Origin of the sequence: Burkholderia lata (genome assembly GCF_902499335.1) — a bacterium.
Lineage (GTDB): Bacteria > Pseudomonadota > Gammaproteobacteria > Burkholderiales > Burkholderiaceae > Burkholderia > Burkholderia lata_B.
The window spans coordinates 142,261-169,022 of sequence record NZ_CABVQK010000007.1 but is presented as its reverse complement, the minus strand read 5'-3'; the positions used below and the strand labels follow the sequence as shown (position 1 = coordinate 169,022).

The window sequence follows — 26,762 nt, the reverse complement described above, 5'->3', positions numbered from 1 at the left end:
TCTTCACTCGCGGCGGTGGCGGCCGCCGGGATTTCCCGCCTCACCACGCATGCCCCACGCATGCCATGCCGCCGGATTGTCATGTTCGGCGGCGCGCTTCGCTGCGCGGCGGCCATGCGCGACGCGCCGGCCGCAGCCGCATACCCGCGTGCGTCTGGAGTTTCCCTGATACGCGAGCGGCCCCATTCCCGTTACACTCCGAACACTTACCCGCAGAAGGCGGTCTCGATGTCCCACGTTCTTTCGCGTCCGCCCGCGCGTGCGACTGCTTCAGCGTGGTGGCGCGCTGCTGCCCCGCAGCTCGCCCTCGGGCACCGTTGACATGAAGCCCGCCCGCGACCTCTCGCTCGACTCCCTGCTCGAACGTCTCACGCCGACGCCCGGCGGCTGGGTCGCCACCTATCGCACCACGACATTGCGCAGCGTGTTCCAGCCCGTGCTGTCGATCACACACAAGCGCGTCGTCGGTTACGAGGCGCTGCTGCGCGTCGTCGATTCGAACGGCGCACTGATCTCGCCCGTCGCCCTGTTCGACAAGACGCGCGCCGACGCCGACGCGTTGCTGCTCGACCGGCTCGCGCGCTGCCTGCACACGGCCAACTTCGTCGCGCAGGGCATCGGCGACGGCTGGCTGTTCCTGAACGTCACGCCGCGCGTGCTCGATTCGGGCCTCGTGCAGCGCGAATTCGTCGAGGCGCTGTGCCGGCATTTCGCACTGCCGCCGAACCGCATCGTGCTGGAAGTGGTCGAACAGCCGTCGCGCGACGAAGCCGCGCTCGCCCGCACGATCGACATGATCCAGCATCGCGACTTCCTGATCGCGATCGACGATTTCGGCACGGGATTCTCGAACTTCGACCGCGTGTGGCGCGCGCGACCCGACATCGTCAAGCTCGATCGCTCGCTCGTCGAACGCTCGACCGGTTCGGCCGACGATCGCCGCATCATGCATCACCTCGTATCGATGCTGCATCAGGCCGGCGCGATGGTGCTCGCCGAGGGCGTCGAGAGCGACGACGCGCTGCAGGCGCTGATGGAAGCCGACATCGATTTCGTACAGGGCTTCCAGTTCGGCCAGCCCGATGCATCGATCGCACATGCCAGCGCGGCAGCGCCCGCGATGCTCGACGCCGCGTGGCAGCGCTTCATTGCCCACCGGCACACGCCGGTCGTGGCCGAGCAGCCGGGCTTCGACGCGATCGAGCGGCTCGTGCTGACCGGCGCGGCCGCGTTTTCCGCGAGCGGCAACCTGCAGGACGCCGCACAGCGAGTATTCGCGGTGCCGGCCGCGCGCCGCGTGTTCGTCACCGACGAGATCGGCGAGCAGTTCCTGCCGTCGATCGGCGCGCGCCCCGACGATGGCCAGCCGGGTGTCACCCGCCTCTCACCGCTCTTCCCCGAAACCCACAGCAACTGGTCGCGGCGCCCGTATTTCCAGCGCGCGATCGCCGCGCCCGGACGCGTTGCACTGATGGGCCCGCACTTCTCGCTGACGGAAGGACGCGACTGCTATACGGCCGCCGTCGCGATCCGCGCGCAAAGCCGGCTCGTCGTGTTCTGCGTCGACTTCGTGCTCGACAGCGCAGGAACCGTGATGCGATAACCGGCGCGGCGGCGGGCGAATGACGCTCGCGCCCGTCGTTGGTCCGCCCGTCCATTCGTCAGTCGATCACCTTCCCTCTTCCCGACTTCACCACGCTGCGGCGCGACTTGTGCTCGAGCCGCCGCTCCTTCGACGCGCGCGTCGGCCGCGTGGCGACCCGCGCGCGCGGCGTGAACGCGACGCCGCTGATCAACGCATCGAGGCGCGCCAGCGCGGCTTCGCGGTTCTTCTCCTGGGTGCGATATTCCTGCGACTTGATCACGACGATGCCGTCGCGCGTGATGCGCTGGTCGGACAGCGCGAGAAGCCGCTCCTTGATGACGGGCGGCAACGACGACGCGCGGATGTCGAAGCGCAGGTGGATCGCGCTCGACACCTTGTTCACGTTCTGCCCGCCCGCGCCCTGCGCGCGCACGGCCGTCCATTCGACTTCGGCCGGGTCGAGCGTATAGCGGATCATCATCGCGACGCCTCCATGCGGCGCCGTGCGAGCGCCTCGTCGACGCGTGCCGCGAGCCCCGAATCGCGCTGCGTGCGCGTCGCGACCGCCTGCGCCAGCACGCGCCTCGGCCCGATCACCTGCACGCGCGTGCGGGCACGCGTGACGGCCGTGTAGACGAGTTCGCGCGTGAGCACGCGGCCGAACGATGCCGGCAGCACGAGCGCGGCTTCGTCGAATTCCGAGCCCTGCGATTTGTGGACCGTCAGCGCGAACGCGGTTTCGTGCGGCGGCAGCGCGGCCGGCGACACCGCGCGCGCGGTGCCGTCCGCCCGCCTGAACCACACGCGCAGCACGCCGTGCGCGTCGGGTAGCGCAATGCCGATATCGCCGTTGAACAGCCCGAGCGCATAATCGTTGCGCGTCACCATGATCGGCCGCCCCGTGAACCAGTGCGCGCCGACCGCGAGCGGCACGCGCGCCGCGTGGCGCACGTGCGCGGCCACGAGCGCATTGACGTGCTCCGCGCCGCGCAAGCCGCTGCGGGTCGCGCACAGGATCCGGAACCGGTTGAGCGCATCGAACAGCGGCAGCGGATCGGGCACCGGCGCGGCCAGCGCGTCGCGCAATGCGTCGAGGTAGGCACCGAACCGCCGCGCAAGCCGCTCGACCGTCGACGACGCGAGCGACTCGCCCGCATCGTCATGGAACGACGCGGCGGCCGAATCGTCGGCGGGCAGCGCATCGAGCGCGGCCTGCACGTCGCCGCTGCGGATCGCGAGCGAGAGCCGCCCGATCGGCGAATCGAGACCGAAGCGGTAATTGCGTTCGAGCCAGACCACGCAGTCGGCGAGCGGTGCCGGTACGGGCATGGCGGACGCGGCGGCGGGTTCGCCTGGCAGTATCGATGTGGCCGATTCAAGCGCCACGTCGCCTGCGCCCAACGGCGGCAGTTCGACGGCGTCGAGCCACGCGAGTTCGTCGGCCTCGATCCACGCGGGGGCCTCGCCTGCCTCGCCAGCCTCGCCGGTTTCGGTCAGCACCGGACCTGCGGCCGGCGGCTGCGCGTCGTTGATCGGTGAAACCTCGTCATCCTGCGGTTCGTCGTCGAAGAGCGATGCCTGTCGCTCATCGACTTTCCGTCGCGACGCCGGTTTGCGTGGAGCGGCCGCGGCAAGCGCCGACGGCGGTGCCGAGGCCCGAGCCGCGGCGGAAACCGGATGCGCAGCGGGAACGGCTGCGGTCGCGGCTTCGTCCTGCACCGGCAACGCCGCGACGAATGCCGCCTCGTCGATGCCGAGCGCCTGAGCGATGCGCGTGCGCGCCGCGGCGGTAAACGCCGGGCGCGCGCTCAGCTCCGCGAATACGGCACCCGCCTCGACCGCGGCGAGTTGGTCCTTGTCGCCGAGCAGCACGAGCCGCGCGCCCGGCGCCAGCGCATCGAGCAGATGCGCGGCGAGCGCGACGTCGATCATCGACGCCTCGTCGACGACGATCAGGTCGTACGGCAGCGGATTGTCGCGATGATGCCGGAAGCCGGCCGCCCCGCCGCCGCCCAGCAGCCGGTGCAGCGTGTACGACGTATCGGGCAGGCGCGCCGCGAGTTCGGGTGGCAGGTCGCCGGCCCGCGCGTGCAGCGCTTCCTGCATCCGCTGCGCGGCCTTGCCGGTCGGCGCGGCAAGCGCGACGCGCAACCCCGGGTGCATATCGAGCAGACAGGCCAGCACGCCGACGACGGTCGTCGTCTTGCCCGTGCCCGGGCCGCCGCTGACGATCGTCACGCGGCCCGTCAGCGCGACGATCGCCGCGACGCGCTGCCAGTCGACTTCGCCGGTTGCCGGCGCGAAGTAACGCGCGAGGCTGTCGCGCAACCGGCCGGGTGCAAGACTTTCGTCCGGCGCGGCCACACCGGCCTGCGCGACGAGCGCATCGGCAAGCCGCCTTTCGTAGTCGAAATAGCGCGACAGATACAGGTGATCGTGACGGTCGACGATCAGCGGCCGCTCGTCGCCGCGCGAGAGCGTGCCGAACGCAACCACGCCGCTCGCGGCAAGCGCCGCGCGGACTTCGTCGAGCGGTGCTTCGTAACGCTGCGCGAGCGCGCCGAGCGCGACGCACACGTGGCCGCCCGCGGTCGCGCGGCTCGTCGCGAACGCGGCGCGCGCGGCCCAGCGTGCGGCCGCGGCCGGCGCGCCGGCGCGGCGAGAGAGGTCGCCGATGCGGCGCGCGAAGCCTTCTGCGAGCGCGATGCCGAAATCGGCCGGTTCGGGCAGCCGCGCGACGAGGCCTCCGGTGAATTCGAGCGTATCGTCCTGCGCGTTCATGTTCATGCGCGGCCCCCTTCCATCATCCGGTCGAGTGCGTCGACGAGCGCGCGCCCGGGCCGCCGCGCATGCACGCCGGCCGGCTCGCCGCCGCTGCGCCAGTCAGGCCGCACACCGCGCACGAACAGGTACAGGTAACCCGCGATATGCGTGTCGTAGTCGTAGTCGGGCAGCCGCCCGCGCAGGTAGCGATGCAGTGCGACCGTATAGAGCAGCGCCTGCAGGTGATACGCGTGATCGGCCATCGCGACATCGAGCGCGCGCGGGCCGTAGGCGTCCGGCGTCGTGCCGAGATGGTTCGACTTCCAGTCGACGATCCAGAAGCGGCCGTCGTGTTCGACGATCATGTCGATGAAACCCTTGATGAAACCGGCGAGCGTGCCCGCCTCCAGTGCAACGTCCGGGTAGCCGTGCGCGACCAGCAGGCGGCGCAGCGCCATCAGGTCGAGCGCGGGCGCCGGGAACAGGAAACCCATTTCGTCGAGCCGCTTCGCGGGATCGAGATCGGCGAGCCGCATGCCCGGCACGAGCTCGGTGCGCACGACATCGTCGACCAGCTGCACCATCATCGCCGGCAGGCGTGTGGCGAGTTCGGGCTCGGCCTCGACCGGCCGGTCGTGCAGCGCGCCGAGCGCGGCCCTGGGCCACGACTCGGGCTCCGTGAAGCGGCTGAGTTCGAACAGGCGGTGCAGGCACTCGCCGGCCGCCGCCCCGCGCGGGAACACGAGGATGTCGTCGTCCGGAGGTTCGGGCGCGACTGTTTCGGCCAACAGCCACTCGCCATCCGGCGCCACCGCGGCAAGCGCATCGTGATCGGGCCGCAGTTCGTCATCGGGCACGGCCGCGACGCCGGCCTCTTCGCGCGCCATCGACGCAGTCAGCGAACTGAAGCTGGCCATCCGCCACGCATCGCGCAGCATGCGCGTCGCATGGCGCGCCGCGAGTGTCTGCGACGCGTCGTGCCCGGCCGCGAGACGCTCGGGTCGCGCCGGCGCCGGCAATGGCGCCACGCTTACGGGGCCACCCGCGAGCGCGTGCCACGCCGTATCGAGCGCGGCTTCGTCGGGCGGCTCGTCGAGCCACGCATCGAACGCCTGGCCGGCGCCCGCAACGAGCCAGTTGAGCACGCTGCGCCGCGCTTCGCGTGTCGAGCGCGACGACAGGTACGGCCCGGCGACGACGTAGCAGCGATAGACGGCGCGCGTGAGCGCCACATAGACGAGCCGCGCGCGCTCCGCGGCCTGCTCGCGCAGCGCCTGCCGCGCCGCATGGGCGGCCGCCTCGTCGTCGCACCCGTAATGCAGCACCGCGTCGCCCGCATCGTCGTGATATTCGCGCGCATCGGGCAGCGCGGACGCGGGCGGCTCGCGCAACCCGCCGTCGTTCAGGAACGGACAGAACACGATCGCGTATTCGAGGCCTTTCGACTTGTGCACGGTGACGATCTGCACGAGGTTGCGATCGGATTCGAGCCGCAACTGCGCTTCCTCGCCGCCGCCGTCGAGCCGTTGCGCGGCCAGCCAGCGCAGCGTCGGCGCGATGCCCGGCTGCGCGGACGCGCGTGCCTGCGTCAGTTCGGCCAGATGGTTGATGTCGGTCACGCGGCGCTCGCCGTCCGCGCCGGCCATCAGCCGCTCGGCAATCCGCAGCTCGCGCGTGAACGTACGCCACATCACCGCGAAGCCGCGTTCGCGCCACAGTAGCCGGTACCGCGAGAAGCGCTCGACCCAGCTCATCGCGTCGGCGCTATCCACCGCTGATGCGTCACGTTGCGCATCGCCGTCGCCTTGTTCCATCCGCCACAACGCGCCGGCATCGAGGCCGAACCAGTCCGATGCGAGCGCCGCGCGCAAGCGCCGCAGGTCGCCCGGCGCATCGATCGCCGCCAGCACGCGTTCGAGCTGCTCGGCGTCGCCGGTCGAGAACACCGAGGCCTGCGCCAGTTCGACGCTGCCGATGCCCCACGTGGCCAGCACGCGCTTCACGAGACTGCCCTGCCGGTGTGTCTGCACGAGCACCGCGATATCGCCCGGCGACAGCGGCGTATCGCCGAGCCGCACGCGCCCTTCGCGCGCGCCGCGCATCAACCGCGCAATCTCGGCCGCGCAGGCCTGGGCAGCCTGCGCCTGTGCATCGCGCTTGAGCAGCGTGCCTTCGCCGCCCGGCAACGCCCAGACCCGGAAATCGCCTGCCGGGCCCGGATCGGTCTCATCGACGAACGGCGCGCGCACGCGCGTGCCGGCGCGCACCGCGTAATAGTCGAGCCCGTCGAGCACGAACGCACGCGGATTCGACATGAAGAAGCGGTTGCACGCATCGACGATCGAGGGCGTCGAACGCTGGTTGACCGCGAGCGTGTAGCACGCGCTCGCCCGTTCACGCGCGGCAAGATAGGTATGCAGATCGGCCGCGCGGAAGCTGTAGATCGCCTGCTTCGGATCGCCGACGAGAAACAGCGGGCCGCCCGGCGCGAAGATCCGGTCGAAGATCGCGAACTGCAGCGGGTCGGTATCCTGGAACTCGTCGATCAGCGCGGCCGGATAGCGCGCGCGCAGCGTCTCGGCGAGCCACGGATGCGCATGCAGCGCGTGGTACAGGTTCGCGAGCAGGTCGTCGAACGAGACGATACGCCGCGTGCGCTTGCGCTCGGCCAGCTCTCCCGGCGCCATGTCGAGCCATTCGGCGATCAGCGCGAGCCAGCGCGCGCGCTGCGCGGCCTCGGCCGCGGCCACCGCCGCTTCGAGCGCGTCGGCCACGTCGAAGAATGCGTGTTCGGGCGTCGCGCCGCCTTTTTTCGTCGCCTTCACGAGCGCGGTACGCGTGAGCTTCAGCGCGGCCTTCGGCAGCGCAGCTGTCGCGTCGCCCTGCGCGAAATGCGCGGCCCATGCGGCAAGCGCATCGGCAACCGCTTCGGGTTTGTGCGAGCGCTGGTTGAGCGCGGGTTGCGCGGTGCGCAGCAACGCATCGATCGCGTCGCGCTCGTCCGCCCACATCCGCGCGGCCTCGGCGAAGCATTCGGCCGCGGCGGCCTCGGCCGATTCATCCGGCTCGGTCACGCCGTCCCAGCGCAGCGCGGCGAGCGGCTTCTTCAGCCGGCGCGCAAGCTGCGCATCGAGCGCGGCCGGGCCGGCGCCCGATTCGACGAGCCAGGTCGCAAAGCCCGGCCAGCGCGCAGCCGCCGGTTCGACGCGCGTGCGCCAGAAATCCGCTGCCAGTTCGAAACGAAGCGACGCGTCGTCGGCCTCCATGTCGAACGCGAACGGCATCGCGGCCGCGAACGGCGCTTCCTGCAGCGCGCGCTGGCAGAACGCGTGGATCGTATGGATCGCGGCCTGATCGAACGCGCGCAGCGCACGCCGGATCCGCTTCGCGGCCGTTTCGGGATCGAGCTCGCCGCTTTCGCCGAGCGTGGTCTCGAGCAGGCGCTCGATGAACGGATCGCCGCCGTCGTCGCCCGTGTCGAGCGCATGCGCAAGCTGCGCGAGCCGGCCGCGAATCCGCTCGTGGAGCTCGGCGGTCGCCGCCTTCGTGAAGGTCACGACGAGGATTTCATCCGCGCCGAGATCCTTTTCCAGCAACAGGCGCACATACAGCGCGCAGATGTTCCAGGTCTTGCCGGTGCCGGCCGACGCCTCGATCTGGTTGACGCCGTCGAGCGGGCACGCGAACACGTCGAGTTCGAGCGCCTGCTGCGGCTGCGACACGGCACTCATGCGACCTCCTTCAGATGCTCGACAAGCGGATCGAACACGAGCCGCGCGAGTGTGCCGAACGGCTCGTCGAGCGATGCATGCGCACCGCGCCACGCGATCGCGATGGCCGGATCATCGGCTTCGCTCACGACGCGCTCGTTGATCCAGACACTCGCGGCCTTGGCTTCGCCGTCGGACACCCTCGCCCATGCGCTGCGCGGGAAAAACCGCAGCGGCATGCGCCGCCCCGCGCGAAACAGCGCGGCCAGCGGCGCGAGCCGCTCGAGCGGCGCCGCGACAGGCGTCAGCTCGAATGCACCGCCGCTGCCGAACCACAGCGTGCGGCGCGGGCCGCCCGGCTCGATCGCGCAGTAGACGAGGTGCGCGAGCCACGCGGACAGGTAGTCGCGCGCACTCGGCCGCGCATAGCGGTAGATGATCTGCCCGGCCGGCGTGAGCCGGTTCAGCGTGCCGTGCAGTTCGAGCGGCGCGCTCACCGCGTCGCCCGACAGCAGCGCGTCGTCGGCGCCGAACAGCGCCTGTTCGGTGTCCGGCCAGGCCGGTACGACGGTGAGCGTGAACGGCCGCCGCTCCATCCCGTCGGCCAGCGCCCGGCGCACGTTCGACGCGAGTTGCGTCATCGAGCCAAGCGCCTGGTCGCGCCACACGGCGCCCGTCGCGCCGCCCGGCAGTTCGGGGCTCGCATCCGCAATGCGCAGCGCGTGATCGTGCACGCCGCCCTCGTCCGACTCGATCAGCAACGGGAGCACGCGCTCGGCGAGCGCGTCGCTGCCGGCGAAATCGAGCGCGAACGGCTCGGTATCGAGCAGTTCGGCCTGCGCGTCGGCGAGCACGATGCCGAGCCGCGCGCGCAGCAGCGCACGCGCGGGATGGCGCCAGAAGCGTTCGAATTCGCTGAATGCGACAGGCTCGACCGGTTCGGCCGGCAGCGGCTGCGCGAAGAACGGCAGCTCGCGCGGCCCGTCGCGCGACGCCTCGGCGGCCAGCAGCGTCGCGAGCGTCGCACGCTCGGCATCGTAGGAAGCGAGTTCGCTGCCGGGCTGGAAATACGCGGCCGCGAACGGTTGCAGCGGATGCTCGACGACGAAGGCGCGCCGCGCGGCATCGACCGCGTCCGGCGCCGCGTCGGGCCCCGCCGTGACGAGCGCGAGGTGGTCGAGCAGTTCGTCGACGAGTGCCGCGGGCGGCAACGGCGCGTTGTCGCGAATGCTGCGGCCGGTGTACGCGATCAGCAACCGGTCGCGCGCGGCGAGCAGCAGGTCGAGAAACAGGTTGCGCTCGTCGTCGCGGCGCTGGCGGTCGCCGAGCTTCGGCAATACGGCCATCAGGTCGAATTCGTCCGCGCGCGCGAGACTCGGCAGCACGCCGTCGTCCATCCCGAGCAGGCAGACGACGCGATACGGCAAGCCGCGCAGGCTCGTCAGCGACGAGAACGTGACGCCGCCCCACGGCACCCCGCCGCGCGCCGGATCGTCGAGCGCGGCGGCCAGCCCGGCCCGGACGACGGCTGCCGGCAACGCTTCGTCGGGCGCACCCTCCGTCATCGCGGCGAGCATCGCGTCGAGCGAATCGCGCACGCCCGCGAGCGCGTCCGCATACGCGGCGCCCGAATCGAAGAAACGTGCGAGCGTGTCGGCGAACAGTTCGCTCCAGCCTTGCGGCGTATGCGATTCGGCCAGCCGCCGCGCGAAGCCGTCGAGATCGTCGGTGAAGCGCGCGAGCCGGCCGAGCAGTTCGGCCTCGCTGCCGGTGGCCGCCTCGATCGGCAGCCACGCGCCGACCGGCGCCGCGCCTTCCGGCATCGCATAGCCGAGAAAGAGCCGCGCGAGCGCATCGGAGAACGTATGGCGCGGCGACGGCACGGCCGCGTCGTCGCTCGCGAGCGGCGACAGCCCGCGCCGCGCGCCGGCGGCCGCGAGCCAGGTCTGCACCGTCTCCAGCGCGGCCGCATCGATGCCGTAGCGCGCCGCCACCGCGTCGACGCGCAGCCATTCGACCAGCTCGGGCGCGCCGACCTGCCGCTCCGGCAACGCGAGCCAGTCGAGCAGCACGCGGGCGACCGGGTTCGCCTGCGACGGCGGCAGGCCGGTGATCCGGTAAGGCACGCGCGCACCGCCGGTGCCGGCCGTGCCGAACACGGCGTCGATCAGCGGCCCGGCCGCCGCGAGATCGGCCACCGCGACGAGCACGTCGGACGGCTGCAGGCTCGCGTCGGCGTCGAACCACGCGAGCAGCCGGTCGTGCAGCACCTCGAGCTGACGCGCGAGGCTGTGGCACACGTGCACCTCGATCCCGCGCTCGGCCGGTGCGTCGCCGGTTTCGGCCTCCGGCTGCAGTTCGAGGATCGCGTTCTGCACGCGCGCGAGCCACGTCGGCGCGGGATTCTCGACGAAACGCGACGCGTCGCCCGACGCGGCGCTTTCAGTCAGTTCGTGCAGCATGTGCAGCTGCGCCTGGGTCTGCCTGCCCCATTCGGCGAGCAGCGGATGGCCGACTTCCTGGTAGTCGAGCCGCCCGGCCGCATCGAGCGCCTCGGCATGCGCGGCGGTCACGATGTCGAACCAGAATTCACGGCACGGGTTCAGCGCATAGACGCGCACGTCGATCCAGCGCGACAGCTCGCGCAGCAATGCGACATGCAGCGGCGGCATCGTCGGCAGCGCGAACACGCTGACCGATTCCGGCCAGTCCGCGCGCGCGATGGTTTCAGCATCGAGATGGCGCGCCTCGACGAGGAAACGGTGCGCCGGCGGCGTGCCGCTGTCGCTCAGCTCGGCGAGCAGCGCGCGCCACAGCGCCGCCTGCCAGCGCTCGTCGTCGCGCGCGGCGTCGCTGATCCCGCGCGGCGCCCCATCGCCCGCGAGCACGGATTCGCCGGCCTGCCATGCGGCGAGCCATTCGGGACGATAGGTCAGGTAGTGATCGAGCACGGCAGCCACGCGGTGCGCGAGCTCGTAGCGCATTGCATCGTCGGACGCGGACAGATACGCGGCCAGCCGCGGCGACGCGAGCCACGGCGCCCCGTCGGACGCCTGCGCGAACAGCCGGTAGCAGCGCCACACGAGGCGGTCGGGTGCGAACGGCGAACGCGCGGGCACCGTCAGCACGCGGCCGATCTGCGCCCACAGCCATTGCGCGAGATAGGTGAACTCGACGTTCGCGCACACGCCGTTGCGCGCGGCGATGTCGAGCTCGAGACGGCGGCGCAGCGCCGCGCTCGGCACGATGACCTGTTGCGGCGCCCACGGGCCGTTGCGGGCCGGGAACGCGGCCAGATCCTCGAGCAGCGCGTCGGCCAGCGTTTCGTGACGGTTCGAATAGAAGAGATGGAGCATGAAGCAGGCGTCGGAACCTCGCGCCGGCCGGGCCGGGCGAACAGGATCACCAAGGATAGCAAATGGACCGCCGTCGCGGACCTCGTCCGGAAAGCCAGGTTTTGCGGACCGCGAAATACGATAGACTCGTCGCCAGTCAAGATGCCGCCCCCGGGCGTCTTCGTCTGCTATTCAGCCCATCGATGCGCTATTCGGTCGAAATCAGAAAGTTTTTCTACAGCCAGTACTTTTTCGGCGGCCTGCGGATCGCGGTCGGTGTCTCGCTGCCGGCCGTGCTGTGCCTGATCGTGTTTCACAACCGGGAGCTCGGCTTCACGATCTCGACGGGCGCGCTCGGCGCATGCGTCGTCGACATGCCGGGCCCGCTCAAGTACAAGCACAACGAAATGCTCGCTTGCAGCGTGATCGGTTTTCTGGCCGCGCTCGCAACCGGCCTTGCGACACCGAACATCTTCGTGCTGTGGCTCGCCATCGTGCCGCTCACCTTCGTGCTGTCGCTGATCGTCGTCTACGGCAACCGCTGGCCGCAGATCAGCTTCGCGACGCTGTTCATGATGGTGATGACGCTCGAGGAGAAGTTCACGCCGCTGCAGGCGTTCATCAACGCCGGCTGGATTCTCGCGGGCGGCCTCTGGTACACGTACTGGGCCACGCTCGTGTCGCAATGGCAGGCGCGCCGGATCGAGCAGCAGGCACTCGCAGAGAGCCTGTTCGCCTGCGCCGACTACCTGCTCGCGCGTGCGCAGTTCTACGATCTCGATGCCGATCTCGACGAGTGCTATCGCAATCTCGTCGCCAAGCAGATCACGGCGGTCGAAACCCAGGAAACCGCGCGTGACATCGTGCTGCGCAACCTGCCGAAGCTGCGCCGCGGCAAGCTCGATCCCGGCCGCACGACGATGTACAACCTGTTCATCAACAGCGTCGACCTGCACGAGCTGTTCGTCGGCGCGCACACCGATTACCCGCTGGTGCGCAATACGTTCGGCGGCTCCGATCTCATCATTTTCTACCGCGACCTGATCTGCAAGGCGGCCGCCGATCTCGAGGAGATCGGCCTCGCGGTGCTCGAAAACCGCGCACCGCATTCACGGATCAGCGTGAAGGCCGAACTGCGCGCGATCGAGTACGAGATCGAGCTGATGCGCAAGAAGAACTTCCCGGCCACCAACGCGGAAGCGTATGCGGCCGTGCTGGCCACGTTCCGGCGCATCTGGAGCGCGACGCGCCTGATCGACCGGATGCGCCGCAACCTGTCGGGCCATGCCGATCCGCAGCAAACCGAACTGAAGATCGACAAGGCGCTCACGCGCTTCCTGCAGCGCCGCCGGATGTCGCCGCTGCTGATCTTCTCGAACCTGAACATGCGCTCGCCGAGCTTCCGCCACGCGCTGCGCGTGACGATCGGGGTGGCGGTCGCGTTCTGGCTCGGCCGGCTGCTGCCGCTCACGAACGCGTACTGGATCGTGATGACGACCATCATCATCCTGAAACCCGGCTACTCGCTCACCAAGCAGCGCAACGCGCAGCGGATCATCGGCACGCTGATCGGCTGCGCGGCGAGCATCGCGCTGATCTACACGGTGAAGGAGCCGCACCTGCTGATCGCGATCATGTTCGCGTCGATGGTGATGAGCTACAGCCTGCTGCTGTTCAACTACGCGGCGAGCGTCGTGTTCACGTCGTCGTACGTGCTGCTGATGTTCCACCTGCTCGCGCCGGGCAGCATGCGGATCATCGGCGAGCGCGCGATCGACACCGTGGTCGGCTGCATGATCGCGATCGCCGCGAGCCGGCTGTTCCCGTACTGGGAATACCGGCTGATGGGCAAGCAGGTCGCCGACATGCTCACCGCCACCCGCAAGTATTTCGAGGCTGTGTGGCGCGCCGGGCGCGGCGTGTCGCCGCCGCCGGTGCCGGTCGCCGACGGTGCGGCCGTCGTGCCGGTCGTCGCGGCGGCGATCGAGACGCCGACCACGACCCTCGACGACGACTACCGCTACCGCCTCGCGCGCAAGGACGTGCACATCGCGTTCGCGAATCTCGGGCAGGCGTTCCAGCGGATGATGATCGAGCCGAAGGCGCACCAGCGCTTCGTGCCCGAACTGAACGACCTGCTCGTGCAGACGCACGTGCTCGGCGCGCAGATCACGGCCGCCGCGCCGCTGATCCGCACGGCCTGCGCGGCCGACGGCAGCATCCTCCACGACGACGCGCTGCATCGCGGCCTCGCCGCGGTGCTCGACAATCTCGAGAAGGCCGAGGCCGGCGAGCCGCCGCCCGCCGACCAGCTCGACGCGTCGAAGCAGATCACGCGCGACCTCGACGCGATGGTCGTGTCCGCGGAGAAATCCGATGCGGTGGGTGCCGAGCTCACGCACGACCTGAAGGTGCTCGCGCACCAGTGCAAGCAGATGCTCGCGTCGTCGCTGCTGATCCGCAAGGATGCGAGCGTGATCCGCCTGCCCGCCTGAGCGCGGCTTTACCCCGCCGGTGGCCGGCCCGCGCATGCCGCGGATCGGCCGCGGCGCTCCCCGATTCAACGATCCCCGAAGCATGACCCGCCCGTTCCACGCGGCCTGCGCCCTCGTTGCGCAACCGCCCGGCCCCCTATTGCGCCCGTCGCGCCAGTCAGGGAATACCCGATTCCGGTCACCCGGCCTGGCTTGTTATCATTCGTTCACATTTAAGTTGTATATACAACTTGAGCCAATCGGACCGGCCCCGCTCGCCCGGTCCGTCGCATAACGATATCGGAGACACGATGAAAAACTTGCAGCGCCACCTGAGCGCGCGGCACATCCGCTTTCTCGCGCTGGGTTCGGCGATCGGCACGGGCCTGTTCTACGGTTCGGCGTCCGCGATCCAGCTCGCGGGCCCGGCCGTGATCCTGGCGTACATCCTGGGCGGCGCGGCCGTCTACATGGTGATGCGCGCGCTCGGCGAGATGGCCGTGCGCGAACCCGTCGCCGGCTCGTTCGGCCACTACGCGACCGAGAACCTCGGCCCGTTCGCCGGATTCGTCACCGGCTGGACCTACACGCTCGAAATGGTGATCGTCGCGATCGCCGACATCACCGCGTTCGGCATCTACATGGGTTTCTGGTTTCCGGATGTCCCGCAGTGGATCTGGGTGCTCGGCGTCGTCGCGATCATCTGCGGGCTGAACCTGTGCCATGTGAAGGTGTTCGGCGAGCTGGAGTTCTGGCTGTCGATCATCAAGGTCGGCGCGATCGTCGCGATGATCGGCGGCGGCGTCGCGATCCTGCTGACCGGCATGCACTTTGGTCACTCGGCCGACGTGCCGACGTTCGCGAACCTGTGGAACCATGGCGGCTTCCTGCCGAACGGCATCGGCGGGCTGATCGCGTCGCTGTCGGTCGTGATCTTCGCGTACGGCGGAATCGAGGTGATCGGCATGAGCGCCGGCGAGGCAAAGGATCCGGAGCGCGTGATTCCGCGCGCGATCAACGCGGTGCCCGCGCGTATCCTGCTGTTCTACGTGCTGACGATGGTCGTACTGATGTCGATCAGCCCGTGGACCGGTGTCGGCGGCGACGGCAGCCCGTTCGTGCAGATCTTCTCGGCGCTCGGCGTGAAGTCGGCCGCGACGATCCTCAACCTGGTGGTGATCAGCGCGGCGATCTCCGCGATCAACAGCGACATCTTCGGCGCGGGCCGGATGATGTTCGGGATGGCGCGCCAGGGCCAGGCGCCGCGCGTGCTGATGACCACGTCGCGCCACGGCGTGCCGTGGGTCACGGTGCTCGTGATGGCGCTCGCGCTGCTCGTCGGCGTGCTGCTCAACTACCTGATGCCGAAGGACGTATTCCTGATGGTCGCGGCGATCGCGACGTTCGCCACCGTGTGGGTGTGGCTGATGATCCTGCTGTCGCAGGTCGCGATGCGCCGCCGGCTGTCGAACGCCGAAGTCGCGGCGCTGAAGTTCAAGGTGCCGTTGTGGCCGGTCGCGCCGGCACTGACGATCGCGTTCATGGGTTTCGTGATCGTGATGCTCGGCTGGTTCGAGGACACGCGCGTCGCGCTGTATGTCGGCGCGGCCTGGCTCGCGCTGCTGGCGCTCGTGTTCTACGCACGGATCCGCCCGAAGTTCGCCCCTGCGTCACGTTGACGCACGGCTGACCCGCGTACGCGGCGCGCCAGTTCAGGCGCCCGCTTCTTCCCCTGCACCGCGTGGCATTTGCCTCGCCGACAGCCGGGGACTCATCTCCTTCACATCCACCCCACGTGCGTGGCCCGCCGGGCCGCGCACCGGCACGTCAGTGCGACGCCGCGCTCGCGGCCTCGGCCGGATGGGCCTCGTCGTACGCGTGCTTCTGCGAAATCGCGTTGTACAGGATCGTCCCGATCACGAGCAGCACGGCCACGACGATCAGGATGCTCACGTTGCGGACAGGGTTCTTCTTGCGCTGATCGTTCATGGTCGGGGCGACTCCGTCAAATTCGTCGAAGCGGGCATTCTACGCGCTTGCGCCCCCGCTGCGACGCCCCGTTTCCGATCCTCTTTCCCCTCCTCCCCCCGCCCGCCGCAAGCTTTCATTTGATAACCGTTCCCATTTCGATCTAGAATCTCGAGTCTTTCATTTTGTAATGTTTCGGGTCGCTCGGGCGGCAGGCGCGCCCCGGAACGCTCCCTTCGTCCACCTGCCCCTTCCGGAGTCTTCATGTCGAATCCGCGCACCCGCCTGCTGCCGCTTGCCGGCGCCCTCGCCCTTGCCGCCGCCGCATTCGCGCCGCTGGCCCACGCGGCCGAGGAAGTGAGCCTGTACACCACCCGCGAACCGAAGCTGATCCAGCCGCTCATCGACGCGTTCACGAAGCAGAGCGGCGTCAAGGTCAACACGGTGTTCGTGAAGGACGGCCTGCTCGAACGCGTGAAGGCGGAAGGCGCGCAGTCGCCGGCCGACGTGCTGATGACGGTCGACGTCGGCAACCTGCTCGACCTCGTCGACGGCGGGCTCACGCAGCCGGTGCGCTCGAAGGCGCTCGACGACGCGATTCCCGCGAACCTGCGCGGCGCGAACGGCGACTGGTACGCGCTGTCGCTGCGCGACCGCGTGCTGTACGTCGAGAAGGACCTGAAGGTCGACGCGTTCCGTTACGAGGATCTCGCCGATCCGAAATGGAAGGGCAAGGTCTGCATCCGCTCGGGCCAGCATCCGTACAACACGGCGCTCGTCGCGGCGATGATCGCGCACGACGGCGAAGCGGCCACCGAGAAGTGGCTGCGCGGCGTGAAGGCGAACCTCGCACGCAAGGCGACGGGCGGCGACCGCGACGTCGCGCGCGACATCCTCGGCGGCATCTGCGACGTCGGCCTCGCAAATGCCTACTACGTCGGTCACATGAAGAATGCGGAACCCGGCAGCGATGCGCGCAAGTGGGGGGACGCGATCAAGGTCGTGCGGCCGACGTTCGCTAACGCGAAGAGCGGCGGCACGCACGTGAACATCAGCGGCGCGACGGTCGCGAAGCACGCGCCGCACAAGGCCAACGCGGTGAAACTGCTCGAATACCTCGTGTCGCCGGAAGCGCAGGCGCTGTATGCGCAGGCGAACTACGAATACCCGGTGCGCGCGAACGTGAAGCTCGACCCGGTGATCGCCAGCTTCGGCACGCTGAAGATCGACCCGCTGCCGCTGGCGGACATCGCGAAGCATCGCAAGCAGGCGAGCCAGCTCGTCGACAAGGTCGGTTTTGACAACTGACGCAACAACCGCCGGCACGCGCCGGCCGCCGTGCCGGCCGCGCCTGCGGCCGCGCGCGGGCAGCCTGTGGCTGATCGCCGCGCTGGCGATCGCGGCGGCGGTCGCGGCGCCGCTCGCGGTGCTCGTGGCCGCCGCGTTCGATGCCGATCTCGCGCACTGGCGGCATCTCGCCGAATTCGTGCTGCCGCAGGCGCTCGTCAATACGCTGCTGCTGCTCGCGGGCGTCGGCGCGATCGTGTCGATCGTCGGCACCGGCTGCGCGTGGCTCGTCACCGCGTACGACTTCCCGGGCCGCCGGATCCTGACGTGGGCGCTGCTGCTGCCGCTCGCCGTGCCCACCTACATCGTCGCGTTCGCATATCTCGACCTGCTGCACCCGATCGGCCCCGTCCAGGGCGCGATCCGCTGGCTGCTCGGCTTCGACAGCCCGCGCCAGTTCCGCCTGCCCGACCTGCGCTCGCTGCCCGGCGCAATCTTCGTGCTCGGCTTCGTGCTGTATCCGTATGTTTACCTGAGCACACGCGCGATGTTCGTCATGCAGTCCGCGAGCCTGCTCGAAGCCGCGCGTACGCTCGGTGCAGGACGCGTCGCGACGTTCTGGCGCGTCGTCGTGCCGCTTGCGCGGCCCGCGATCGCGGTCGGCGTGAGCCTCGCGCTGCTCGAAACACTGAACGACATCGGCGCGTCGGAATTCCTCGGCGTGCAGACGCTGACCGTATCCGTCTATACGACGTGGATCACACGCTCCGATCTTGCCGGCGCCGCGCAGATCGCGCTGGCAATGCTCGCGATCGTCGTCGGCATGATCGTGCTCGAACGCTACGGGCGCCGCCGCCAGCGCTACGCGCATGGCCGGCGCATGCGGCCGATCGCGCCGCGCCGCCTCACCGGCGTATCCGCGTTCGGCGCCGCCGTACTCTGCTGGCTGCCCGTGGTGCTAGGCTTCGGCGCGCCGGCCGCATATCTCGCGGTCGAAACGGCCAAGCGGCTGCATCTGGTCGGCGGTGTATCCGAACAATTGATGACGGGGCTCGCGAACACGCTGACGATCGCCACCGCCGCCACCGTCGCGACACTCTTGTGCGGGCTCGTCGTCGCATGGGCCGCGCGCGCGCAACGCGACAGCGCCCGCGCGGGCCCCGCCCGCGTGTGCGCGAGAATCGCGAGCCTCGGCTATGCGGTACCGGGCACCGTGCTCGCAATCGGCCTGCTGATCCCGTTCGCCGCGGCCGACCGGCTGTTCGGCGCGGTGCTCGGCCGCGACGGGCTGCTGCTGATGGGCTCGGCAGCCGCGCTCGTGATCGCCTATACCGTGCGCTTTCTCGCGATCCCGGCCGGCAGCATCGAGGCCGGTCTCGCGCGCATTCCGCCGTCGCTGGAACAGGCCGCGCGCTCGCTCGGCGAGACGGCCGGCGGCACGCTGCGCCGCGTGCACCTGCCGCTGCTGCGGCCCGCGCTCACGACGAGCGCACTGCTGGTGTTCGTCGACGCGATGAAGGAATTGCCGGCGACGCTGCTGCTGCGCCCGCTGAACTTCGACACGCTCGCGACCTGGCTGTATGCGGAAGCCGCGCGCGGCACCTACGAGGAAGGCGCGGTCGCCGCGCTCGCGATCGTGCTGGCCGGGCTCGTGCCCGTGATCCTGCTCGCCCGCACCCGCCACAAGATCGGAGCCTGACACCGTGAACCTGCTCGAACTCGATGACCTCTGCCTCGCCTACGACACGCCGCACGGTCGCCGCACCGTGGTCGACGGGCTGAGCCTCGCACTGCCGCGCGGCGAGATCGGCTGCCTGCTCGGCGCGTCGGGCTGCGGCAAGACCACCGTGCTGCGCGCGATCGCCGGCTTCGAACCGGTGCGCATGGGACGCATCGTGCTGGACGGCGCGCCCGTCGCGGCGCCGTCGCTCGATGTGCCGCCCGAGCGGCGCCGCATCGGCATGATGTTCCAGGATTACGCGCTGTTCCCGCACCTGAGCGCGGCGGACAACGTCGCGTTCGGCCTGCGGCGGATGCCAAAGGCCGAACGGCGCCTGCGCGTCGCGGAGATGCTCGACCTTGTTGGCCTCGCCGATTCCGGCGGCGCGTATCCGCACGAACTGTCGGGCGGCCAGCAGCAGCGCGTCGCACTCGCGCGGGCGCTCGCGCCGTCTCCCGAACTGCTGCTGCTCGACGAGCCGTTCTCGAATCTCGATGTCGATACACGCGAGCGGCTCGCGTTCGAACTGCGCGACATCCTGAAACGCACGGGCCACACCGCGATCCTCGTCACGCACAACCAGGCCGAAGCGTTCGCGATCGCCGACCGGATCGGCGTGATGAAGGGCGGCCAGCTCGCGCAATGGGATACGCCGTACGCACTGCATCACCATCCGGCCAGCCCGTTCGTCGCGGATTTCGTACGCCGCGATGCGCTGGCCGACGAACGCGCGCGCGCACTGGCGCGCGGCCGCTGAACCCGCGGGCGCGATGCGCGCCCGCGTCGTTGCATGGCCGCGTTACATTGCGTCGTTATGCCGGCTCGGCAAGATCGCGCACGGGCAGCGCGGTCGAATACTTGATCTGCTCCATCGCGAACGACGAACTGACGTCGAACAGCGGCACCGCGCGAATCAGCTGCTTGTAGACGCGGTCGTAATCGTCGATGCCGGCCACCACGACGCGCAGCAGGTAATCGGTCTCGCCGCTCATCCGGTACACCTCGACCACTTCCGGCATGTCGCGCACGGCCTGCGTGAAACGCTGCGCCCATTCCTCGGTGTGCTGGTTCGTGCGGATCGCGACGAACACGGTCGTGCCGACCCCGAGCTTGCGCGGATCGCACAGCGCAACCTGTGCGCGAATCGCGCCGGTTTCCTTGAGCCGCTGCACGCGCTTCCAGCACGGCGTCTGCGACAGGTTCACGCGCTGTGCCAGTTCGGCGATCGGCAGCGTGGCATCCGCCTGCAACAGCTCCAGCAGCTTGCGATCGATGGCGTCCATTTCTCCAGTCCCTCGTAGATAGAAATTTATTCTATTCATCCTGCACAACGGGGAACAATATGAAAACGGCTACGCCGCGTCGACCGGTATAAATACCGATCCGGTACGCGCGCGGAACGAGCGATTCCGCCGGCACGCGCCAAATGAAACAGGCGATCCCGCCCGTCAGGGTGGAATCGCCTGAATTCCTGCACGTCGCGGCCGGCCCGGCGCCTGCGCGCCACCGGCCGGCGCACCGCTCAATACGCGACCGTCGCGATCTCGTGCACGAAGCTGCCTTGCTCGAGCGCGTCGACGAACGCGATCGCATAGTCTTCCGCCGAGATCTTGCTGTTGCCCTGCGCGTCCGCGATCAGCTTGCCGACGCCCGTGCGGAACGTCCCCGTCCGCTCGCCCGGCGCGATCAGCGCGGCCGGCGCGAAGAACGTCCAGTCGAGATCGCCGACCGTCTTCAGGTAGTCGAGCGCGTCGCGGTGCGCGAGTGCGACCGCCTTGTACGCTTCCGGGAAACCTTCGCTGTCGACCAGTTGCTTGCCGGGCGCGACTTCGAGCGAACCGGCACCGCCCACCACCACGAGGCGCTTCAGCCCTGCCTGGCGCGTGCCGGCGACCAGCGCCTTCGCAGCCGCGACGACCTTCGCCGCATCGTCCTGCTTCGGACCGTACGCGCTTGCGACGACGTCATGGCCCGGCAGCGCGGCCGCGATGCTGGCCGCGTCGAACAGGTCGGCCGCCTTCGCGGTGATGCCGTCGCCGGCCGCCCCCGGATTGCGCGACAGCGCGGTCACGCGATGGCCGCGTCGTGCGGCTTCCGCGGCGATACGCGAGCCGATCGTGCCGGTGGCGCCGAACAGCGCGATATTCAAAGTACGTTGCGTCATATCGATTCTCCAGTAAGAAAAATATGTAACACAGTTAATTACACATAAGACCGAAAAAAAACGGGGCAAAGCCCCCGTTGCGCCGGTCGCCGCGTCTGTCGCGCCGTCCGGCTTCCTGCCCTGCTGCCGGTCACCCGCCGGCGCGCGCCGCCTGCTGCGTGCGCTGCTCCAGACCCAGCATGTCGGCCGTGACGTCTGCCAGCGTGCGCGTGGCAAGCGATGCTTCCATCGCACGCTGCGCGTCGCCGATGTATTCGATCAGCGCACCCTGGATGTGCCGCCCGACGAGACACGCGGGATTCGGCGCCTCGCGATGCAGCGCGAACAGTTGCGCATCGTCGACCGCGCGATACACGTCGAGCAGCGTGATCGCGCCGGGCTCGCGCGCCAGCAGCGCACCGCCGCCCGCGCCCAGTTGCGACGTGGTCAGCCCTGCGGCCGCCAGCATCGACAGTAACCGGCGGATCAGCGCCGGATTCGTGTTCACGCTGCCCGCGATGATGTCGGACGACAACGGCACGCCCTCCTGCATCGACAGCAAGGCAAGCACGTGGACGGCAAACGCGAACCGGCTGCTGGTATTCATTCCTGACTCACTTGACGACGCCGGCCCATCCCGCGGCCGGCGACATGTGTAACTATCATAATTACATTTCGCGGATCATGCAAGCCCGCGTCACTCTCCGCTCGCGGGCTTGGCGCCCGACGCGTTCTGCTGGCTCCACTGCTGGAGCTTCTTGCCGGCTTCCGCGATCTTCGCGCCGGCTTCGGACGCCGCATGCGCGACGACCGCGGACGCGGCCGCGTCGATCTGCGCCTGCGCGGCGGAGGCGAGGCCGCTCGCGGACAGCGGCGGCACGGCCGACGCCGCGGACGCGATGCCGGCCTTCGCGGCGTTGATCTGCTGATTGACGGTGCTCGCCACCTGATCGAGCGCCTTGGCCGCATTGTTCGCGGCATCGGCGGCCGCGCTCGCGGCCGTATCGGGTTGCGTGACCGGCGCGCCGGACTTCTCGCAGCCCGCGAGCAACAGCAGCGCACCGGCGGCCACGGCCGCCAGTACGGACCCGGGCACGCGACGCGCCCGCGATGTCTTCATGTTCATCAGCAATCTCCGGCCGTGCGTCGCACGGCCTCGTGGTTAGACCGACGTCGATGATACCGCCTGTGGAACCGGGCCAATCACGCTCGGTCATTAAAAATGGCTTTCAATTTCGGACTCGTCTGATTCAATCGCACACGCGAGAACACTAAAGTGGGCACGCTTCAATCCGCTTCGGACGTGCCCCCTTTTTCTCATGAATTTCCTCGTCGACTGGCTCATCGCCCTGGCCGCAGTGCTCGCCGCCACCCTGTTCCTGTGCCTGCGCCCGCCGTCGGCGCGCCGCCTGGCCGAATCCGGGCGCCCGCGTCGCGTCGCGTCCGCGCGCCTGCTCACGCAGGCCGTGATCGGCTTCTGGACGGCCGCGCTGATCGTCGCGGAAGGCATCCTCGGCCCCACCGCCGACGGCCAGTCGCTTGTGGGCTTCGCGGCGCTTGCGTTTGCCGCGCTCGGGCTGACGACCATCGCCGCATACTGGTCGGCGTGCGCGCTGCGGCTGCGCCGGCCGTCCCTGCTGTTCCGGCGCGCCTGACGCGCCGGAACGGTGCGCAGCAACGCACCATCGCGCACCACACCGCACCAATCGGCACGTCACACGCACCAGTTCCGCACGTGCCGCACCACACGCGTGCACCCGGCGTCACACCACGCTTGGGCCCGCTGCGCCCCCTTCCCGTGCACGGATTCACCGGAATGCCGCACCGCGCGGCGTTGGGGCACCAACTCCACGCAGCCGTTCACCAAGTTGGCTCGATACTTGCGTTCCTTGCCCGTTTTTTGCGCAAGGAAGCCACGGCATGGTTGGTCTGAAATCCGGCGTCGACACACTGTTCCTGTTGATCGGCGCCGTCATGGTGCTCGCGATGCACGCGGGCTTTGCATTTCTCGAACTCGGCACGGTCCGCAAGAAGAACCAGGTCAACGCGCTCGTGAAGATCCTGGTCGACTTCTCGGTGTCGACGCTCGCGTATTTCTTCATCGGCTACACGATCGCGTACGGCGTCGAGTTCTTCGACGACATCGGCACGCTGTCGCAGCACAACGGCTACGCGCTCGTGCGCTTCTTCTTCCTGCTGACCTTCGCGGCGGCGATCCCCGCGATCGTGTCCGGCGGCATCGCCGAGCGCGCGAAGTTCAATCCGCAGCTCGTCGCGACACTGATCATCGTCGGCTTCGTCTATCCGTTCTTCGAAGGGATCGCATGGAACGAACGCTTCGGCGTGCAGGCCTGGCTCACGCACGCGTTCGGTGCGCCGTTCCATGATTTCGCGGGCTCCGTCGTCGTACATGCGTTCGGCGGCTGGGTCGCGCTGCCGGCCGTGTTGCTGCTCGGCGCGCGCCACGGCCGCTATGCGAAGGACGGCCGGATCGCCGCGCATCCGCCGTCGAACATCCCGTTCCTCGCGCTCGGCGCGTGGGTGCTCGCGGTCGGCTGGTTCGGATTCAACGTGATGAGCGCACAGACGCTCGACAAGATCAGCGGCCTCGTCGCCGTGAACTCGCTGATGGCGATGGTCGGCGGCACGCTCGCTGCATGGATGGCCGGCCGCAACGACCCGGGCTTCACGTACAACGGGCCGCTCGCGGGCCTCGTCGCGGTGTGCGCGGGCTCCGACGTGATGCACCCGATCGGCGCGCTCGTCACGGGCGCCGCGGCCGGTGCGCTGTTCGTCGCGATGTTCACCTGCGTGCAGAACAAGTGGCGCATCGACGACGTGCTCGGCGTGTGGCCGCTGCACGGCATGTGCGGCGCGCTCGGCGGCCTCGCGGCCGGCGTGTTCGGCCTGCCCGCGCTCGGCGGTCTCGGCGGCGTGTCGTTCATGTCGCAGCTCGTCGGCACGCTCGGCGGCATCGCGATCGCGACCGCGGGCGGCACGCTCGTCTACGGCGCGCTGAAAGCGACTGTCGGGCTGCGCCTCGACCGCGAAGCCGAGTTCGACGGCGCGGACCTGTCGATCCACCGCATCTCGGCGACGCCCGAGCGCGATTGAGCACCTGACGAACGCCCGACGCATCATTACGTTTTCAATTCAAAAAACTTTCATCGAGCGTCCTTACACTTCCGTCCAGTTTTCAATTTGCCTTCGCGAAGCTTGCCGACCGCCTGCTTCGCGAAGGCCATTCTTCCAACAACTGAAACTGGACTCCACATGCCCGCGTTGCCCAATGCTTCCCGTCGTCAGGCCCTGAAGATCCTCGCCGGCGCGCCGATGCTTCCCCTTTCCGGCCTCGCGCTGCCGGCCCTGCTGACGGGTTGCGGCGGCGACGACAATCCTGCGTCGACGCCGGCCCCGGTCGCCGCCGCGTACACGTCGGCGACCTTCTCGGCGATGGCCGCACCCACGCTCGACAACGCGGCCGCAATGGCTACGACGACGGTCGGCTCGACGCTGTCGGTGTCGTTCTCGGACGGCTCGGCGCGCAACTTCAAGCTCGCGTACCGGCCGTTCTTCGTGACGGGCGACCTGGTGCCGGACGGCAAGGGCGGCACGACGCTCGCAGGCGGCTATTACGACATCAACAACCAGCCGATCATCGACCGCTCGGTTGCCGGCAAGGAGCGCCAGTTCTATTCCGACTGCCCGGACGGCAGCTCGCTGCTGACGCTGAAGAACGCGAACGTGCCCGGCGTGAAGGGCAACACGGTGTTCGCCGTCGTGCAGTTCGAATACACGACGCGCGACCAGGCCAGCGCATCGCAGTACGGCCAGCTGCCATCGCCGATCGCGGTGCTGACGCTCGACCAGGATCCGGCCAACGGCGCGCTGAAGGTCGTCAAGTACCACAACGTCGACACGTCGAAGGCGCACGGCCTGTGGATCACGTGCGGCGCGAGCCTGTCGCCGTGGGGCACGCACCTGTCGAGCGAAGAGTACGAGCCGGACGCGACGAAGGTCGCGACCGACGCGCAGTTCAAGGCGTTCAGCAAGAACACGTTCGGCGACGAGACGAAGGCGAACCCCTACCACTACGGCCACCTGCCCGAGATCACCGTGAATCCGGACGGCACGGGCACCGTGAAGAAGCACTACTGCCTCGGCCGCATCTCGCACGAGCTGATCCAGGTGATGCCGGACCAGCGCACCGTGATGATGGGTGACGACGCCACCAACGGCGGCCTGTTCATGTTCGTCGCCGACAAGGCGGCCGACCTGTCGGCCGGCACGCTGTACGTCGCGAAGTGGACGCAGACGTCGTCCGTCGGCGCAGGCACCGCGACGCTCACGTGGATCAAGATCGGCCATGCAACGAGCAGCGAGATCGAAGCGCTCGCGAACACGCTGAAGGCGTCGGACATCATGGACCTGACGACCACCGACCCGAACGATGCGAGCTACACGAAGATCCACTTCGGCGGCAAGTTCAACTGGATGCGCGTGAAGCCGGGGATGGAAAAGGCGGCCGCGTTCCTCGAGACGCACCGCTACGCGGCGCTGCTCGGCGGCAGCATGGGCTTCACGAAGCTCGAAGGCACGACCGTGAACGCGAAGGACAAGATCGTCTACACGGCGATGTCGCGGATCGAGACGTCGATGGTCAAGGGCAATGCAGTGTCGCGCGACGTCGCGGTCGACAAGAAGATCGCCGCGGGCGCCGTCTATGCGCTGAACCTGAAGGCCAGCCAGCGCGACACGACGGGCAGCGCGATCGACAGCGAATGGGTACCGGTCGACATGGGCGCGCCGGCCGCGCTCGTCGGCGAGGATCTCGCCGCGGCCGACGGCCTCGGCAACCTCGCGAACCCGGACAAGATCGCGAACCCGGACAACCTGAAGTTCTCCGAAAAGCTGCGCACGCTCTTCATCGGCGAAGACTCGGGCATGCACGTGAACAACTTCCTGTGGGCCTACAACGTCGACACGAAGTCGCTCGTGCGCGTGCTGTCGTGCCCGGCCGGCGCCGAATCGACGGGCCTGCATGCGGTCGACGAGATCAACGGCTGGACGTACATCATGAGCAACTTCCAGCACGCGGGCGACTGGGAATCGCCGCTGCACGACAAGGTCAAGCCGACGCTCGATCCGCTCGTGCGCGCGAACTTCAAGGACCGCTTCGGCGCCAGCGTCGGCTACCTGACGGCCGAGCAGACCAGCATCAAGCTCGCGAAGGCCTGAGGGGGCCACGCGAGGAGGGCCTGCCCCCTTGGGAGTCCCTGGCCGGGCGCCCCTGGCCGGGCCCTTCTTCATCACCGTTCATTCGTCGGCGCTCCACGCCGTTTCATGCGCGATGCCCAGTGCGGGCATCGCGCTTTTTTTTGCGCATGCGAATCACGCAAAGCGCGCGTGCAAACAGATACCGCCTGCGTTCAAACAGAGGGTTTTGACGATCGGGGGATAATACGGGCCTGACGCGTCCGGGCGGACGAGCAGAAAGACGGGCAAAAAAAAGCGCCACGGAGACCGTGGCGCTAAAAAAGTTCTAGCCATTCCGAGGGCCGTGCTAGAACCTGAGAGACTGCGCGAAACATCGTTGCCGGTTAAACTCTTGAAACGATGTTTCGAAAACGTGAGACATTCTTTCCGTTTCCGCCCGACAAGTCAAGCGGTATTTGCACCGGTTCATGCACTTTCTGGCAACGCTCAATTGAGCGTTTTCCTAATAAACCAAGGGTGAACCCGTAAAATCTCATCCAATGACCGGTTCGCCCGCGGAA

18 protein-coding genes are annotated in these 26,762 nt (G+C 68.8%); 9 read left to right on the top strand and 9 right to left on the bottom strand.

What is annotated here, in order from left to right; translation table 11 throughout:
- Positions 1-322 precede the first annotated feature (322 nt).
- Entirely contained in the window at positions 323-1,603 is a 1,281-nt protein-coding gene (locus BCO18175_RS18790; RefSeq protein WP_174915186.1) for an EAL domain-containing protein, read from the top strand.
- A 58-nt stretch (positions 1,604-1,661) separates the two neighbouring features.
- On the opposite strand, the gene arfB is transcribed toward BCO18175_RS18790, so the two are convergent.
- The 4 genes from arfB to recC are packed head-to-tail and all read right to left on the bottom strand — an operon-like array spanning position 1,662 to position 11,414.
- Positions 1,662-2,066 (bottom strand): alternative ribosome rescue aminoacyl-tRNA hydrolase ArfB, encoded by a 405-nt coding sequence (gene arfB, locus BCO18175_RS18785; protein WP_039352282.1) that lies wholly within the window; start codon positions 2,064-2,066, stop codon positions 1,662-1,664.
- Positions 2,063-4,366, bottom strand: coding sequence for an AAA family ATPase (locus tag BCO18175_RS18780; RefSeq protein ID WP_174983443.1), 2,304 nt, complete (start codon positions 4,364-4,366; stop codon positions 2,063-2,065). The genes arfB and BCO18175_RS18780 overlap by 4 nt, the downstream gene beginning before the upstream one ends.
- 2 nt (positions 4,367-4,368) lie before the next feature.
- Complete coding sequence (gene recB, locus BCO18175_RS18775; RefSeq protein WP_174983111.1) at positions 4,369-8,079, bottom strand: exodeoxyribonuclease V subunit beta; 3,711 nt, start codon at positions 8,077-8,079, stop codon at positions 4,369-4,371.
- Positions 8,076-11,414: an exodeoxyribonuclease V subunit gamma gene (gene recC / locus BCO18175_RS18770; RefSeq protein ID WP_174983109.1), complete on the bottom strand. Its 3,339-nt coding sequence runs from the start codon at positions 11,412-11,414 to the stop codon at positions 8,076-8,078. The genes recB and recC overlap by 4 nt, the downstream gene beginning before the upstream one ends.
- A gap of 182 nt (positions 11,415-11,596) precedes the next feature.
- Here recC and BCO18175_RS18765 point away from each other — a divergent pair, with 182 nt between their 5' ends.
- Positions 11,597-13,888: an FUSC family protein gene (locus tag BCO18175_RS18765; protein ID WP_174983107.1), complete on the top strand. Its 2,292-nt coding sequence runs from the start codon at positions 11,597-11,599 to the stop codon at positions 13,886-13,888.
- 290 nt (positions 13,889-14,178) lie between these two features.
- Complete coding sequence (locus BCO18175_RS18760) at positions 14,179-15,546, top strand: amino acid permease (RefSeq protein ID WP_174983105.1); 1,368 nt, start codon at positions 14,179-14,181, stop codon at positions 15,544-15,546.
- 148 nt (positions 15,547-15,694) lie between these two features.
- On the opposite strand, the gene BCO18175_RS18755 is transcribed toward BCO18175_RS18760, so the two are convergent.
- Positions 15,695-15,856, bottom strand: coding sequence for a hypothetical protein (locus BCO18175_RS18755; RefSeq protein ID WP_006476417.1), 162 nt, complete (start codon positions 15,854-15,856; stop codon positions 15,695-15,697).
- A 243-nt stretch (positions 15,857-16,099) separates the two neighbouring features.
- Between BCO18175_RS18755 and BCO18175_RS18750 the strand changes: the two genes are divergently transcribed.
- From BCO18175_RS18750 to BCO18175_RS18740, 3 genes are read left to right on the top strand one after another with little or no spacing between them, the layout of a single operon-like run.
- Positions 16,100-17,143: a Fe(3+) ABC transporter substrate-binding protein gene (locus BCO18175_RS18750; protein WP_089424913.1), complete on the top strand. Its 1,044-nt coding sequence runs from the start codon at positions 16,100-16,102 to the stop codon at positions 17,141-17,143.
- On the top strand, positions 17,133-18,821 hold the full coding sequence (locus BCO18175_RS18745) for an ABC transporter permease (protein ID WP_174983103.1): 1,689 nt from the start codon (positions 17,133-17,135) through the stop codon (positions 18,819-18,821). Before BCO18175_RS18750 ends, BCO18175_RS18745 begins: the two co-directional genes overlap by 11 nt.
- A gap of 4 nt (positions 18,822-18,825) precedes the next feature.
- The gene (locus tag BCO18175_RS18740) at positions 18,826-19,599 is read left to right on the top strand and encodes an ABC transporter ATP-binding protein (protein ID WP_174983102.1); all 774 of its coding nucleotides are present in this window, start codon (positions 18,826-18,828) and stop codon (positions 19,597-19,599) included.
- Between the two features lie 55 nt (positions 19,600-19,654).
- On the opposite strand, the gene BCO18175_RS18735 is transcribed toward BCO18175_RS18740, so the two are convergent.
- The 4 genes from BCO18175_RS18735 to BCO18175_RS18720 all read right to left on the bottom strand — a co-directional run bounded on the left by BCO18175_RS18735 (position 19,655) and on the right by BCO18175_RS18720 (position 22,111).
- The gene (locus BCO18175_RS18735; RefSeq protein ID WP_011351482.1) at positions 19,655-20,125 is read right to left on the bottom strand and encodes an Lrp/AsnC family transcriptional regulator; all 471 of its coding nucleotides are present in this window, start codon (positions 20,123-20,125) and stop codon (positions 19,655-19,657) included.
- A 239-nt stretch (positions 20,126-20,364) separates the two neighbouring features.
- Positions 20,365-21,006 carry an NAD(P)-dependent oxidoreductase gene (locus BCO18175_RS18730; RefSeq protein WP_085040422.1) on the bottom strand — a complete coding sequence of 214 codons (642 nt, stop codon included), beginning with the start codon at positions 21,004-21,006 and terminating at the stop codon, positions 20,365-20,367.
- Between the two features lie 130 nt (positions 21,007-21,136).
- On the bottom strand, positions 21,137-21,592 hold the full coding sequence (locus tag BCO18175_RS18725) for an Rrf2 family transcriptional regulator (RefSeq protein ID WP_174973208.1): 456 nt from the start codon (positions 21,590-21,592) through the stop codon (positions 21,137-21,139).
- Positions 21,593-21,682: 90 nt separating this feature from the next.
- Positions 21,683-22,111 (bottom strand): hypothetical protein, encoded by a 429-nt coding sequence (locus tag BCO18175_RS18720; RefSeq protein WP_174915176.1) that lies wholly within the window; start codon positions 22,109-22,111, stop codon positions 21,683-21,685.
- 193 nt (positions 22,112-22,304) lie between these two features.
- Here BCO18175_RS18720 and BCO18175_RS18715 point away from each other — a divergent pair, with 193 nt between their 5' ends.
- From BCO18175_RS18715 to BCO18175_RS18705, 3 genes are all read left to right on the top strand, one after another.
- Complete coding sequence (locus BCO18175_RS18715; protein ID WP_174983100.1) at positions 22,305-22,640, top strand: hypothetical protein; 336 nt, start codon at positions 22,305-22,307, stop codon at positions 22,638-22,640.
- 265 nt (positions 22,641-22,905) lie between these two features.
- A complete protein-coding gene (locus BCO18175_RS18710; RefSeq protein WP_174983098.1) occupies positions 22,906-24,099 on the top strand; it encodes an ammonium transporter in 1,194 nt (397 codons plus the stop codon).
- A 159-nt stretch (positions 24,100-24,258) separates the two neighbouring features.
- Complete coding sequence (locus tag BCO18175_RS18705) at positions 24,259-26,223, top strand: PhoX family protein (protein ID WP_174983096.1); 1,965 nt, start codon at positions 24,259-24,261, stop codon at positions 26,221-26,223.
- Positions 26,224-26,762: the final 539 nt, after the last annotated feature.